Here is a 13,064-nt window from a genome sequence, read left to right on the forward strand (position 1 = left end):
GGTAAGGGGGAGAGGAATGACCATCCGACTTATGATTGCCGACGACCATGCGATGGTCAGGCGCGGCTTGCAGGTTTTTCTGGCGACGCAGCCGGATATCGCGCTCGTCGGCGAGGCGGCGAACGGGCAGGAGACGCTGGATCGCGCCGCCGAGCTGCGGCCGGACGTTATTCTGATGGATTTGAACATGCCGGTGTTGAACGGCATCGAGACGACGGCCAGATTGATCCAAGCCCAGCCGGAGATCAAAGTTATCGTTCTCACTTCCTTCGCGGATCAAGACCACGTTCTGCCCGCTATTCAGGCGGGAGCGAAGGGGTACTTGCTTAAGGACATAGAGCCGGATATGCTCATCGAAGCGGTCCGTCGGGTTCACCAAGGCCGAGTCGAGCTGCACCCGGACGCCGCCGGGATGCTGGTCAACCATTTATCGGGCTCGGAACGCCCGCTAACGAAAGAGGACAAGGGATCGAGCGAAGAAGATCGGCTTGGCCAATTGACTCCGAGAGAGCTGGAGGTTCTGCGGCACCTCGCAACGGGCATGTCGAACAAAGAAATCGGCGAATCTCTTGTCATAACGGAGAAAACCGTCAAGACTCACGTCAGCCATCTGCTCGACAAGCTTGGATTCTCCGATCGTACGCAGGCGGCTATCTTCGCGGTTAAACGGGGGATCGGCTTATAACGACGCGAGGTCATCTCCTCCCAAAGTCGTAGAGGTTCTCAATCGAACGATTGAGAGCCTTTTTGGCGTAAGTTCGTTCTTGCTGCCGACGACCGATCGGCATGGCGCTTTTACAATAAAACCATATCAAGCAGGCGAACAAAGCCAAAGGAGCGAGAGACCATGAAGATCGTATTCCTGACCGGAAGCAATCGCATAGGAGCGACCAGCACGATATTGGCCAAAGCAATGGCGATGAGAATGGAGCGCAAGCAAGTGGAGGCAAGCGTGTTCGATCTGGCGGAATGGCCGCTGCCCTACTATTCGCCGGATGACAGCTACGAGCATCATGACGGCGTGCAGAGACTGAGCCGACTCATGAGGGAGGCCGACGGGATCGTGCTGACCACCCCGGAGTATCATGGCTCGGTAAGCGGAGTGCTCAAGAACGCGCTCGATTTTCTCGGGCAAGAGCATTTTGCCGGCAAGCCGGTCTTGTCCGTCAGTTCGTCGGGGGGCGCGGTGGGAACCAGTTCGCTGACGCAGCTGCAGACGATCGTTCGCAACCTGCATGGCGTCAATAGCCCGGAGTGGGTCTCCATCGGGGGAGCTCAGCGCGCGAGGTATGAGCAGCTTGAGAACGCGGAGCTCGACGCCAGAAGCGAGCATGGAATGGAGACGTTCCTGCGGCTGGTCGGCAAGCTGGCCCGAAGAGAGGATGCGATCGTAAGATGATCACGCATTTCGCCGGACTGAGGCTGCATACCGTGTCTATTCCAGGCGTCAAACAGTTCTATCGCGATATTCTAGGATTCCCGATCGCGATGGAAGAGGAAGGGGAGATCCGTTTTCGGCCGACGGATTCATTCGAGCTTGCGTTCGAAGAGTCGGAAGAGCCGATAGTTCCGGTTCACTTCGCGTTCGAAGTACCGTTCTCCGCCTTCGACGACATCGCGAACGAGCTTCGGCGAACCGTACCGTTGCTGTCATGGGAGGACGGGACGACCCTTAACCGGTTTGAGACGGGAAAGAACGTTTATTTTCGGGATGGAGACGGGCATCTGCTCGAATTGATCGCTCATTCCGACGGAAGGGAACAAGGGCGGCGGGCGTTCGGCAAGCTCCAGGTTCTGTACATGAGAGAGGTCGGACTTCCGTTCGAACCGGAAAGATTAAACGGCGCCAGGGAATGGATGAAGCGGGTCTTGTCGATGCAAAGCGCGATGGAGGACGAGCAATTCGGTTTTATGGTCGGCGGAACGGCGTATTCGGTTGTCGTGTCGACAGAGCGAAGGTGGGTGCCGATCTCGATGATCGCCCGGAAGCCGAATATAGAGATTGCTTACGGAATCGACGGTCAGGACCATCTAGAGCTTATCCGCAGCGAGCTCATCCGCGAGAATCAGCTGTTGGATACCGATGGGAACAAACTGACGTTCAATCTGTTCGGCTATACCGTACATTTGATCGCGCGACCCAACCGTATAGTTTCGCGCCCCCTGAATGAATACTAATCACGCCTTAATAAGAAGGCGAAGGGCGTGAAAGACGATTGGTTGAGAACATGACTTACGGAACCGATTACCACTACATTCCGGTCACTTCGATTCAGAGCGGTTCATTCGAGCTGATCGCGCCGGAAGTATGGACTCTAACGGTACAAATCGTAAACGTGGTCTTTATCGGAGCGCGGGATACAAATCGGTGGATTCTCGTCGATGCGGGAATGCCCGGTTCCGCGGATACTATTCTCAAGGCTGTTAACGAGCGATTCGGCGAAGGAAGCCGTCCCGCTGCCATCCTGCTCACCCACGGCCATTTCGACCATGTGGGCTCGATTGTCGAGCTGGCAGGCCGTTGGGACGTTCCTGTCATGGCTCACCCGCAAGAACTGCCTTATTTGACCGGACGATTGGCCTACCCGCCGGGCGATCCGACGGTATCCAGCGGTTTGCTCGCCCAATTGTCTCCTTGGTACCCGAACGAGCCGATCGATTTAGGCAGCCGGGTATCCGCGCTTCCGGAGGATGGGTCTATTCCGGGGATGCCGGGCTGGGAATGGATCCACACGCCCGGACATACGCCCGGACACGTCTCGCTGTTTCGCGAAGCGGATCGGGTATTGATTGCCGGAGACGCGTTCGTCACGGTAAAGCAAGAATCGCTTTATAGCGTCTTTACGCAAGAGCTCGAAATCGGCGGACCTCCGCAATATTTTACGATGAACTGGCAAGAGGCCTCCGATTCGGTCAAGAAACTGGAAGCCTTGCAGCCGACCGTCGCCGTTACCGGGCACGGCAAGCCGGCCTATAAAGAATGGCTGGGCGTTCACTTAAAGCGATTGGCGGACGAGTTCGAACGAATAGCCGTTCCCGGCCGCGGCGACTAGGATGGAATTAAGGCAACCGCAGGATGAAGCGCAAACTAGTACTCGAGGGAGGTACGCAACAACGATGATCAAGCTTGAATCCTTGGGCCAAAGCGCGCCTAAAACTAGCGTCACGGATAAGTTAACCTCGCCCGAAATCGGGAAGCTCTGGGTGACTTATCTTGGAAACAGCATGGCCAGCCGTATCCTGCCTTATTTCCTGAATAACGTGGACGATAGCGAAATCAAGTCCGTTCTGGAGGAAGGCCTTCGGTTGGCGGTACGGTTTACGAATACGATTAAGGAAATGTTCAACCGCGAAGGCTTTCCTCTTCCGAGCGGGTTCAGCGAGCAAGACGTGAATGTAGGCGCTCCCCGATTATTCGACGATGAATTTTATCTTCATTATCTGAAATACGTCAGCAAAGCGGGAATCAGCGTTTACGGTATTGCCGTCCCGCTGATGATCCGTCCCGACGTTCGCGATTTATTTACCGATTGCATCGTTACCACGGTCCAATTAATTAACGACATTAACATCTTGCTCGACGCCAAGGGTTTTTTGATTAAGCCGCCGTTCATTCCGACGCCCAATCGAATCGATTTTATCGAGAAGCAATCGTTTCTTAACGGGTTCTTCGGGGACGTCCGTCCGCTTCAAGCCCTGGAAATCACCCATATTTTCGACAACCTTGAGAACAACGCGACAAGCAGCGCCGTCCTGACCGGCTTTAGCCAAACGGCCCAATCCGAACAAGTCCGGAACTACTTTCTGAGAGGGAAAGGGATTGCCTCCAAGCATATCGAGATTTTCAACAGGCTGATGCGGAAAGACGACTTGCCGGTTCATCCGAGCCTGGATCATTTGGTCACGGATTCCACCTTCTCCCCGTTCTCCGATAAAATCATGCTCTATCACAAAATAGACATGTTTGCGGTGCGGATCCGAACGTACGGCAATGCCCTGGCGTTCAGCGCGAGGCATGACGTGGCATCGGTCTTCGCGCGGCTGCTGGCGGAAGTCGGCAATTACCTCGAAGACGGAACGAATATCCTGATCGATTTCGGCTGGATGGAACAACCGCCGCTAGCGGCGGATCGCGACGCCTTAGCTTCCAAATAACCCATAGGGGTAGCCATGGATAAACCTTCCCGCGTAGCCGAGGCTTTATTGTGGAGCATTGCGTTCCCCGGATTCGGTCAATTCCGCAACGGCAAGTACATCAAAGGAATCCTGCTGATTCTCTTGGAAATCCTGATCAACGTGAATTCCAGGCTTAATCTGCTGATCATCGCGAGCTTTCACGGCGATATCCGGACATCGATTGCTCTTACGAATTATGAGTGGCTCATGTTCTACCCTTGCGTCTATATGTTCGGGATGTGGGATGCCTATAAAGACGCAGGGGGAGGAACCAAACCGTTCGCCGTGTTTCCGTTCGCGTTCGGGGCTTTTTTCGCTACGGTCGGGGTTATCTACTCGCAAGATTTTCTAGGCGCCATGTGGTTGGGGTTATGCGGGCTGGCCGTCGGGTTGGCGGCAGGGATGGGACTTCAATACTTGCTTTGGAGCCGCTCCGCTATTCCATCCGACTAGCCGTTTACTCGATAATGCCGGTGCCGGTGAAATGCGCGTTCACGTTCACCTTGAAGGTTACCTTCGGATAGATTTTTTGCCATTCCGCGAAATCGGATTCTCCCCCGTGACGGGACGCCCGGTAGCGCAGTCCGAAGCCTAAAGGGTCAACGCCATTGTCGCGTAATCTGTTCAATAGCTGCAGGGCTTGATTTCTAAACTCCTCTTCGACGGTCTTTTCGAGCTCGTCCCAGCTTTGGTGGAATACGGGAGCCTCCGTATCCTCCGACTCCACATTAATCGATATGCGATACCGGATCTCCGGCTTGTTGGCCGAATCGACCAGTTTGAATCGCAAGGATCTCACTTTGGCATTAAAGGATATTTGCTTGCCGTCCAGAGCGGCCAGAATCAGAAATCGATGCCTGGTCTTCAGAAATTGATTAAAAATACCGGTTTCCTTGGCAGTCAGCTCGAGTTTCTTTAAATTACTGCTAAAAATAGCCGCACGGTTAATGACGAAAGTTTCGGAACGGGAGGACACGATGGGCAGGAAAGCGTCTCTTCCGTGCTCGTGCCATCTTCGGTAATAATCGAACAAGTAGGTCTTCACGATATACGGGGATTCCGTTCCTTCATTGGTGAATGGCAGCATCAGCGCGTTCCCCGCCAAACGTTCGGACTTCGGCTTCGTTTGAATAATGGACAGGGCATCCGGTTCGCCGATGGCCATGAAGGCAATCTCCTGAATATCCCGGCGCCGGAAAAACCAATCGAGCGAGCGGCCTAATTCGCGATGATCCGCGAAGGATTTCCCGATGACGATAACGGTCGTGTGGCCAAAGTCGAATTCTTTGTCCACCTTGGATTTCATCAGTCGAACCGCGTTCGCTATGCTGCTTCCTTCTTGGCTGATGACCTGATATTTCGCTTCTCCCGGCTCGGTACGGGGGGAAGGAATAGCTAGCTTAAATGAAACTTTAAAGGGCGCTCGCTCGCCTTGGTCAACGCCGATCGCTACGACAAAAAAACGCTTGTCGATATCTTTAAAGCCGCAGCCGGGAAGCATCAGCAATAGCAACGCGAGCAGGGGGACCGAAATTTTCTTAGGCATGCTTCACTTCTCTCCTGGAAAGCCAAATAACGATAATGACCAGCAAGATCTCGGCAGCCAATCGGGTATTAAGCCAGCCCGAGACGAATTCGATCAAGCTCTTGTCGCTCGAGTTCACCCCGAATAGAAAGGTGGCGATCGCGAATCCGGCATTGATCATGACCTGGGAAGGAACCTTTACCTTCAGAATCGTTACGGGTTTGAATCCGAACGCATCGCGAACCAGCACGGAACCGACGTTCCAACTGATGGCGATAAATATAAGAGAAAGCCCGATGTACATGAATAGAAAAAGGTACAGAGCACGGTCGATAAATCCGAACTTCATCCGAAGAGTATCGACTGCCGTGATCCACGTATAGATGTAATGATCTACGCTGTCAATGCCCAGCAAGCCGATAGGCACGAAGTAAGATACCAGCATGACCGCGGTGCCGATGGTGGGAAGGATCCATAAATGCCCGACTCGGGTTTTCTCGTAAAGGCGGTTGTACAAAGCTAAGCTTATGTAGCCGGTAAAAGGATAAGTCGCTGCCGCAAAAGAAGTAAGGGAAGGGATACGAAAGACATAGTCGGCAAGAACTTGAATCGAATCCCATTCGAAATAGGGACTGGAAATCAATTTATACATAATAAAAGCCACGAACGGAAGGTTCAACAAGATGATGAGTTCCGCCATGTTCAAGACCGTCGACGGCCGAAAGCTTGCCGCGTAGCAACCGAATGCGCAATAGAACATAAGCATGAAGGCAGGGTTTGTTTCCGGGCTTAGGAAGCGGATCGAAATCGAAGAGAACGCGACGAGGATAATCGAACCCGCGATCGTCCACATCATGGCCAGGCCTATCAACAGAGGAATTCTTATGATCTTGGGAAAATTCCGTTCGAAGATCTCCGGTATGCCTTCTCCCGGAAATCGCATCATGGCCTTGGTGAACAAGAACGCGCTTACGGAGCCGAAGAGGATGCCGGCGAACACGGCCATGACCGAGCCATCGTAGCGTTCGGACAACAAAATGCGAGGGACGAAAAAAATCGTATTGATCAATAAGCCAACCGTGTAGAAGTAATAGAAATATCGGCTCACTTGGTGTCTCCCTCCTTATAACCGGATACCGCGGGTTCGCCGATAAAGACGCGGAAGTAAGTCAACCCGAAGCTGTTCTGATTGGCTAAATAGAAGCATACGGCGATGAGGCCCGCCACGACGCCGACAATGCCGAAGAGAGTGGCCAGCAGAATCAGCGGATATTTGATGACCCGAAAAGCGAAGCTCATTATATTAATGGGGATAAGGAAGTTCGATATCGCAACGGCGGAGGTCACGATGATCATGACGCTGCTGACCAAGCCTGCCTGCTGCGCGGCTTGGCCAAGGATCAATCCGCCTACCGTCGTGGCCGTTGATCCGATGTAACGGGGAAGCCTCAGGCTCGCTTCGATCAGAGCCTCGATGAGAAATAGCATGAAGATGACCTCGAAGAAGGTCGGATACGGCACCGCGGCCCGGCTGCCCGCAAGCGAAAGCGCGAATTGAACCCGGATGACCTCCGGATTATAGGAGGTTACCGCTACGTAGAGCGCGGGCAGCGTCGTCGTGATCAGGATGCCGATATAGCGCAGCATGACGAGAGCTTTCGTGATGAGGCTTGGCAGAAAGATATCGTCCATGGCGGAGAGGAAATCTTGAAATACCGCCGGAGCGATCAGGACAAAAGGCGTTCCGTCGACGATAAGCACGATTTTGCCCTGGGACAAGTTCAGCACGCATCTATCCGGACGTTCCGTCACGATCATGGTAGGAAACCAGCGCAATTGGGTATCCGTAATAAGAGCTTCAACTTGTCCGACGGTGAAGACGACCTCCGCATCGATCGCCTTGAGTTTTCTTCGGAATTCCTCCAGGATTCTGGGGTTCGCTTTGTTCTTGTCGTACAATAGATAAGCTTTCGTCCGCGATTTGCTGCCCAGATTCATTTGCTCCGAGATCAAATCCTGTTGCGGATAACGTCTTCTAACGAGCATGAGACTGGTATCGGCGTCTTCGCTTAAAGCCGTTTGAGGTCCCTGCAGCGTCGTTTCCGTCGAAGCTTGCATCAATTTGGTATTGCCGGGTTTAGGCGTTTTAAGCTTATAGTCCGCTCCTTGAAGCCGAATAATCGTATTCCCTTGGAGCATCTCCTCGGATAAATGCACGGTATCCGTTATCCGAACTCCGGTCAAAGCGGAGCACAACACCTTCTCGAACGTCTCCGGAGAATCCGACAGAAGAAACGGATGGGCGATTTCTTTGCGGATCAAGTCCGGATCGCATAGCGTCGAATAATACCAGATTTCGATTTGAAACCGGCCGTTGTCGAGGGTTTCCCGCACGAAATCGTCGGACTGCAAGAGAGGATCGGACGAAGGTTGCATCATGGGCGTACCTCTGCGCATTTTAAGCTTAGGATGCCGAGGCATAGGGAAAATTATGCAAATTCGGTTGGCTTGTCAGTTGACGGGAAATTTCTTCCTGACTATAATGAAACCATCTCAAATGGAATGGAGGCTTACGTGTGATTGATTATTCCCGATAAAGCGAACCGGATGAATCGCGGTTTTTGCCAGCTCTGCCTGATAGCAGAGTAATCGGGATAGGTCTGTCCATGTGAGTCGTTATTTAGGTATAAGCGTCTTAAACCTGCTCCTAAACGTTTTTGGGAGTTCGGTATTCTATACGATCGCTTATAAGGACTCTTATGGGATCTCTTTTTCGATTACGCTAAGCACAGGCAGAGCAACGCCTGTGCTTTTTATTATTTTCGGAGAGGAAGATTCAACATGACAACAACAAACAATCGCATTTGGTTCATAACGGGGGGAAGCAAAGGCCTGGGGCATGCGTTCACCCTCGCCGCCCTGGAGGCGGGAGATAAGGTTGCGGCCGTTGCCAGAAACATCGGGAGCTTGGAAGCGTTAAAAGAGAGCTACCCGGACTCTTTATTGCCAATAACGCTCGATATAACGAATAGGGAGTCCGTATTTGCGGCAGTCAAAGCAGCGAAGGAGCATTTTGGACGTCTGGATGTCATCGTTAATAACGCAGGCACCATGACGTTGGGGATGGTCGAAGAACTGAGCGAGGCCGATGCCAGAAGCGTGATGGAAACGAACTTTTTCGGCGCTCTCTGGGTGAGTCAAGCGGCGATGCCTTACCTGCGCGAGCAAGGCTCGGGACATCTTATCCAAATCTCGAGCATCGGCGCCCTCGTAGCAGGGCCCATGACCGGCATTTACAGCGCGAGCAAGTTCGCTCTGGAAGGGTTGAGCGAGGCGTTAGCCAAAGAGGCTGCCGCTTTCGGAATTAATCTCACTATGGTCGAACCGGGAGGGTACTGGACGGATATGTACCTAACGATGCGTTTAAGCGATTCGATCGAAGCCTACGGATCTCTCAAGGAAGAAATGGGCAAGCAATCGGAGGGCTCCGTGGACAGCGATCCCCGATTGGCGGCGGAAGCTCTGATGAAATTGGTAGAGAGCGAGAATCCGCCCTCGCGGCTTATTCTTGGCAGCATGGTTTTCGATGCGGCGATGAGCGCCCATGAAGAACGAATAGCGGTTTGGAAGCAGTGGGAATCGGTAAGCCGAGCGGCCGAGAAGGGAATTCCCGCGCCGGAAGGATATGGTTTAGCCGCGGAGTAAGACTCCCGTCCGTATCGATAAGACCTCCGACGGAGCGTGCGAACCGCTTGAAGTCCGAGCGAGAACTCATCCGAGGACCGTTACGGCCCCCCAGCCCCTTCCAGTAAAGTGAGAGTATCATCTCACGGGAAGGGAAGCGGTAGTATGGAAGGTTATAACGATCAAGAGGCTGCGCGAAAGGTACGATTGTTCGAAGGAGAGAAAAGCCTTGTTCTGACCGGACTTCTCGGTTTCATTCTAGCCGCTGTGTGCGGGGTATGGACGCTGATCAACGGCGGGGAAGTCGCTCCGGACGGGGACGTCTCGAAGGCGTTCTCCTTCGACGCGGCTCTGGGCATGTTCATCCTGTCGACCGCGGCGATCGTACCCTTCTCGGGAATGGGGAAGCGAAGCCGGACATGGTTCCGAAGGGTCTATATCGGGCTCGCGCTTTATTCCTATGGGGCGGAGACGGTTCAGAACTTCCGCGGCGTCAATCCGAGGTTCGTGGAGAGCGATTCGATCTTCGACCAGACGGTCGGGAATATCTTTACGTTCGTCGCGTTGTTTCTTGTCCTGTTTTATCTATTCTTGGGAGCTCAATTCTTCCGGGCTAAGGCTTACCGTCTTCGGCCCGAGTTGACGCTAAGCGTTCGTTATGCGATGATCGCCGTTGTCGTCTCGTTCGCGGCCGGCGTCTGGATCTCCGCCAACGAAGGCCGATATACCGGAGCGGACGGCAATATTATCTGGCTGCACGGACTGGGCTTCCATGCGCTTCAGGCGGTGCCGCTCGTCGCTTTGCTTGCCGAGCGTACCGACGCGAAGGCTTCCGCTCGGCGCGCGTTGATCCATATCGCCGGGACCGCGTTTCTGGTAGGCCTCATCGCGATCGGATGGCAGACGAAGAACGGTCACCCGATCCTGGAGTGGTCGATGCTTCCGCTCGTCGCGGGCTTTAGCTTCCTGATCTCGCTGGCCGCCGGAGCCGTTGCGCTTCGCAAAGCCGTTCTCGTGCATCGCTCGGCGACGGTTCGTCGTGGTGTAGGCGCCTAGCTCCATTAATTGTGTATAATGTCGGGAGAGGAACATCAGGCTCAGGCAAATATCAGGTTCCGCAGGAGATATTTAATGATACTAACAATCCATCGGCTGGCTGCCTTGTTTAGCCTAATAGCATTGTGCGGCTGTGCCGTTGCGAACGATTCGGGGATAACGCGGGTTACGATGTCCGACTCGTCGGAGGAACAACGGCAGGACACGGCCGCGAAACCGTATCCCGGGTCTGTCTACTATGTCGCCGCAAACGGCGACGATCTAAATCCCGGAACGATAGAATCGCCGTGGCGAACGCTTCAGCATGCGGCCGATCAAGTCGCGCCGGGCAGTACGGTTTATATCCGGGAGGGCGTTTATCGTCAGAAATTGAACATTACGCGTGGGGGATCGGAGGCGGAGGGGGCGATCGTCTTCTCCGGGTATCCGAACGAGACGGCCGTCATCGACGGCGAAGGCTTGCCCGTAGACGGCATGGAAGGGCTTGTGGAGATCGAGAATGCGAACTGCGTGACGATCCGGCAGCTGGAGATCCGCAATTACGCGACTTCGCTTAACGGAATGGTGCCGGTTGGAATCTATATTCATGGAAGCGGGGAGAGCATCGCCCTTCTGGATAACCGGATTCATGCCATCGCCAATACGGCCGTACCGGAAGGCGACGAGCTGTCGGGAAGGGATGCCCATGGAATCGCCGTTTACGGAACCGATGAGGAAGAACCGCTGCGCGATCTGACGATCGACGGCAACGAGCTGTACGATCTCGTGCTCGGTTCCAGCGAATCGTTGGCCGTGAACGGCAATGTCGACACCTTCGCCATTACGAACAATCGAATTCACGACAACGATAACATCGGTATCGATCTGATCGGCTTCGAGGGGACGGCGGGAAGCGATGCGGCAGACCAAGCTCGCAACGGCACGGTTAGGGGCAACGCGGTGTATCGGATTACTACGGATAATAATCCGTCCTACGGGAAGGACCTGCCTAACGATAGTCATTCGGCCGGCGGAATATACGTGGATGGAGGCAGGGATACGCTTATCGAGAATAACCGCGTATACGACAACGATATCGGCATCGAACTGGCTTCCGAGCATGCGGGGCGCGTGACCGGCGGCATCACGGTCAAGAACAACTTGGTCTATCGCAACCGACTCGCCGGCATTGCCATGGGCGGCTATGACGAGGAACGGGGAGGTACGGCGAACAGCAAGATCATCTCGAATACGCTTTACGCAAACGACCTGCTGGATGAAGGCAACGGCCAGCTGTATCTGCAGGCTTCCTTAAGCGGGAATACGATTAAAGACAATATTATGGTCGCCGGCGGGTCGGGCGTTCTTATCCATAACGAATATACGAGCAACGCGGATAACGCGATGGATCAAAACGTGTATTTCGCCGCATCGGGAGCGGAGAACGCGATCTGGGTGTGGAAAAACAAAGAATATACGGGCTGGTCCGCCTATCGAAAATCGTCCGGAAACGATTCGAACTCCTCGTTTGAGGATCCGCAGTTCATGGACGCAGACGGAGGCGATTTCCGGCTTAAGACCGGATCCCCGGCCGAAGGCAAAGGCTGGAGCGAACCCGACCAATAACCTATCGTTCAAAGCTCGATCAAAAATCGGGCTTTTTTTTGTTTTATCGGAAAGTTATCGGTTTGTGATAGTTTTATACCCGCTTTAGAGATATTCGTTTGCTAAGATGGCTCTGCGATCGCAAGCAAGATAGGCTGAAGGTAATCAACTAACATTTAATGGAAGGGATTGAAGCTGGATGAACAAATGGTTTCGATTATTCATGTCGCTCGCGCTCATTCTAACCCTTGTCGCTCCGACGGTCAGCGCCAAAGAAAACGAAAAGGAAACCAAAAAGGAAAATCGTTTGCACGTGCAAATCGTGTTGTTCGACGGGTTCGATTTATTGGACGCCCTCGGGCCTTACGAAGTATTCGCCGCAGCGGAGATGTACTCGGGAGGCGCCGTTACGGTCGAGCTGGTATCCGCGGAAGGCAAGCGCTCCGTTCCTAGCGGTTTGAACGGGCCGGCGCTCGAAGCGGAAGCCGCGCTAGATCCGAACCGTTCGGGAATTATTCTGTTGCCGGGAGCAGCGGGGAAACCGGCGGGGACATCGACGGACTCCATCTCGAATATATTGGGAAGGGCTGTCAAGACATCCTTGGCAGGCAAGATAAAAACGGCTTTCGAAAATAAGAACGTAACGGTAGCTACCGTTTGCGGGGGGTCATTACTGCCCGGAATGCTAGGTATGCTGAAAGATAAATACGCGGTTACGAACCAAATCGGGATGGACGCGTTGCGTTCGATGGGAGCTCTTGCGATCGACGCCAGAGTCGTCGAAGACAATCCGCGCCTTGTGACCGGAGGAGGGGTGACATCGGGGCTCGACGTGGCTTTATATTTGGTAGAGCGCGAGCTGGGACCGCAAATCGCGAATGCCGTAGAAAATTTGTTCGAATACGAGCAAAGGGGCACGGTATGGAAAGCCGATGGTTTAGAGCCGATCGATTTTGCGGCGAATCCGTAATCTTGTCGCTTGCCGTGATTAAAGTCACTGGCATGCCGAAGGCGTCCCGTTATAATGAGGCCACATAAA

General features: G+C 53.7%; 13 protein-coding genes. 10 read left to right on the forward strand and 3 right to left on the reverse strand.

From position 1 onward, the window contains the following. Positions 1 to 16 precede the first annotated feature (16 nt). From H7B67_RS25380 to H7B67_RS25405, 6 genes are all read left to right on the forward strand, one after another. A complete protein-coding gene (locus H7B67_RS25380; protein ID WP_185122690.1) occupies positions 17 to 685 on the forward strand; it encodes a response regulator in 669 nt (222 codons plus the stop codon). Between the two features lie 162 nt (positions 686 to 847). After that, positions 848 to 1,399: an NADPH-dependent FMN reductase gene (locus H7B67_RS25385; RefSeq protein ID WP_185122691.1), complete on the forward strand. Its 552-nt coding sequence runs from the start codon at positions 848 to 850 to the stop codon at positions 1,397 to 1,399. After that, positions 1,396 to 2,178, forward strand: coding sequence for a VOC family protein (locus tag H7B67_RS25390; RefSeq protein WP_185122692.1), 783 nt, complete (start codon positions 1,396 to 1,398; stop codon positions 2,176 to 2,178). The genes H7B67_RS25385 and H7B67_RS25390 overlap by 4 nt, the downstream gene beginning before the upstream one ends. A gap of 38 nt (positions 2,179 to 2,216) precedes the next feature. Continuing rightward, the gene (locus tag H7B67_RS25395) at positions 2,217 to 3,053 is read left to right on the forward strand and encodes an MBL fold metallo-hydrolase (RefSeq protein WP_245364106.1); all 837 of its coding nucleotides are present in this window, start codon (positions 2,217 to 2,219) and stop codon (positions 3,051 to 3,053) included. A 64-nt stretch (positions 3,054 to 3,117) separates the two neighbouring features. Next, positions 3,118 to 4,155, forward strand: coding sequence for a DUF3231 family protein (locus H7B67_RS25400; protein WP_185122693.1), 1,038 nt, complete (start codon positions 3,118 to 3,120; stop codon positions 4,153 to 4,155). Between the two features lie 15 nt (positions 4,156 to 4,170). Next, positions 4,171 to 4,629, forward strand: a complete 459-nt coding sequence (locus H7B67_RS25405; protein WP_185122694.1) for a hypothetical protein — start codon at positions 4,171 to 4,173, stop codon at positions 4,627 to 4,629. 4 nt (positions 4,630 to 4,633) lie between these two features. Here H7B67_RS25405 and H7B67_RS25410 read toward each other — a convergent pair whose 3' ends face one another. The 3 genes from H7B67_RS25410 to H7B67_RS25420 are packed head-to-tail and all read right to left on the reverse strand — an operon-like array spanning position 4,634 to position 8,140. Further along, positions 4,634 to 5,722, reverse strand: coding sequence for a Ger(x)C family spore germination protein (locus H7B67_RS25410; RefSeq protein WP_185122695.1), 1,089 nt, complete (start codon positions 5,720 to 5,722; stop codon positions 4,634 to 4,636). After that, on the reverse strand, positions 5,715 to 6,809 hold the full coding sequence (locus tag H7B67_RS25415) for a GerAB/ArcD/ProY family transporter (protein ID WP_185122696.1): 1,095 nt from the start codon (positions 6,807 to 6,809) through the stop codon (positions 5,715 to 5,717). Before H7B67_RS25415 ends, H7B67_RS25410 begins: the two co-directional genes overlap by 8 nt. After that, complete coding sequence (locus H7B67_RS25420; protein WP_185122697.1) at positions 6,806 to 8,140, reverse strand: spore germination protein; 1,335 nt, start codon at positions 8,138 to 8,140, stop codon at positions 6,806 to 6,808. Before H7B67_RS25420 ends, H7B67_RS25415 begins: the two co-directional genes overlap by 4 nt. A 402-nt stretch (positions 8,141 to 8,542) precedes the next feature. Here H7B67_RS25420 and H7B67_RS25425 point away from each other — a divergent pair, with 402 nt between their 5' ends. From H7B67_RS25425 to H7B67_RS25440, 4 genes are all read left to right on the forward strand, one after another. Beyond that, positions 8,543 to 9,406 carry an SDR family oxidoreductase gene (locus H7B67_RS25425; protein WP_185122698.1) on the forward strand — a complete coding sequence of 288 codons (864 nt, stop codon included), beginning with the start codon at positions 8,543 to 8,545 and terminating at the stop codon, positions 9,404 to 9,406. Positions 9,407 to 9,550: 144 nt separating this feature from the next. Further along, positions 9,551 to 10,441 carry a hypothetical protein gene (locus H7B67_RS25430; RefSeq protein WP_185122699.1) on the forward strand — a complete coding sequence of 297 codons (891 nt, stop codon included), beginning with the start codon at positions 9,551 to 9,553 and terminating at the stop codon, positions 10,439 to 10,441. 75 nt (positions 10,442 to 10,516) lie between these two features. Then, on the forward strand, positions 10,517 to 12,046 hold the full coding sequence (locus tag H7B67_RS25435) for a right-handed parallel beta-helix repeat-containing protein (RefSeq protein WP_245364107.1): 1,530 nt from the start codon (positions 10,517 to 10,519) through the stop codon (positions 12,044 to 12,046). Between the two features lie 178 nt (positions 12,047 to 12,224). Further along, on the forward strand, positions 12,225 to 12,995 hold the full coding sequence (locus H7B67_RS25440; RefSeq protein ID WP_185122700.1) for a DJ-1/PfpI family protein: 771 nt from the start codon (positions 12,225 to 12,227) through the stop codon (positions 12,993 to 12,995). The last annotated feature ends 69 nt before the right edge of the window (positions 12,996 to 13,064 follow it).

The organism is Cohnella thailandensis, from assembly GCF_014212135.1.
GTDB classification, from domain to species: Bacteria; Bacillota; Bacilli; order Paenibacillales; family Paenibacillaceae; genus Cohnella; species Cohnella thailandensis.

Bases quoted from the DNA above. Each gene is read 5' to 3' on its own strand.
- H7B67_RS25380 (WP_185122690.1), top strand. From the start codon at position 17: ATGACCATCCGACTTATGATTGCCGACGACCATGCGATGGTCAGGCGC.
- H7B67_RS25385 (WP_185122691.1), top strand. From the start codon at position 848: ATGAAGATCGTATTCCTGACCGGAAGCAATCGCATAGGAGCGACCAGC.
- H7B67_RS25390 (WP_185122692.1), top strand. From the start codon at position 1,396: ATGATCACGCATTTCGCCGGACTGAGGCTGCATACCGTGTCTATTCCA.
- H7B67_RS25400 (WP_185122693.1), top strand. From the start codon at position 3,118: ATGATCAAGCTTGAATCCTTGGGCCAAAGCGCGCCTAAAACTAGCGTC.
- H7B67_RS25405 (WP_185122694.1), top strand. From the start codon at position 4,171: ATGGATAAACCTTCCCGCGTAGCCGAGGCTTTATTGTGGAGCATTGCG.
- H7B67_RS25410 (WP_185122695.1), bottom strand. From the start codon at position 5,722: ATGCCTAAGAAAATTTCGGTCCCCCTGCTCGCGTTGCTATTGCTGATG.
- H7B67_RS25420 (WP_185122697.1), bottom strand. From the start codon at position 8,140: ATGATGCAACCTTCGTCCGATCCTCTCTTGCAGTCCGACGATTTCGTG.
- H7B67_RS25425 (WP_185122698.1), top strand. From the start codon at position 8,543: ATGACAACAACAAACAATCGCATTTGGTTCATAACGGGGGGAAGCAAA.
- H7B67_RS25430 (WP_185122699.1), top strand. From the start codon at position 9,551: ATGGAAGGTTATAACGATCAAGAGGCTGCGCGAAAGGTACGATTGTTC.
- H7B67_RS25435 (WP_245364107.1), top strand. From the start codon at position 10,517: ATGATACTAACAATCCATCGGCTGGCTGCCTTGTTTAGCCTAATAGCA.
- H7B67_RS25440 (WP_185122700.1), top strand. From the start codon at position 12,225: ATGAACAAATGGTTTCGATTATTCATGTCGCTCGCGCTCATTCTAACC.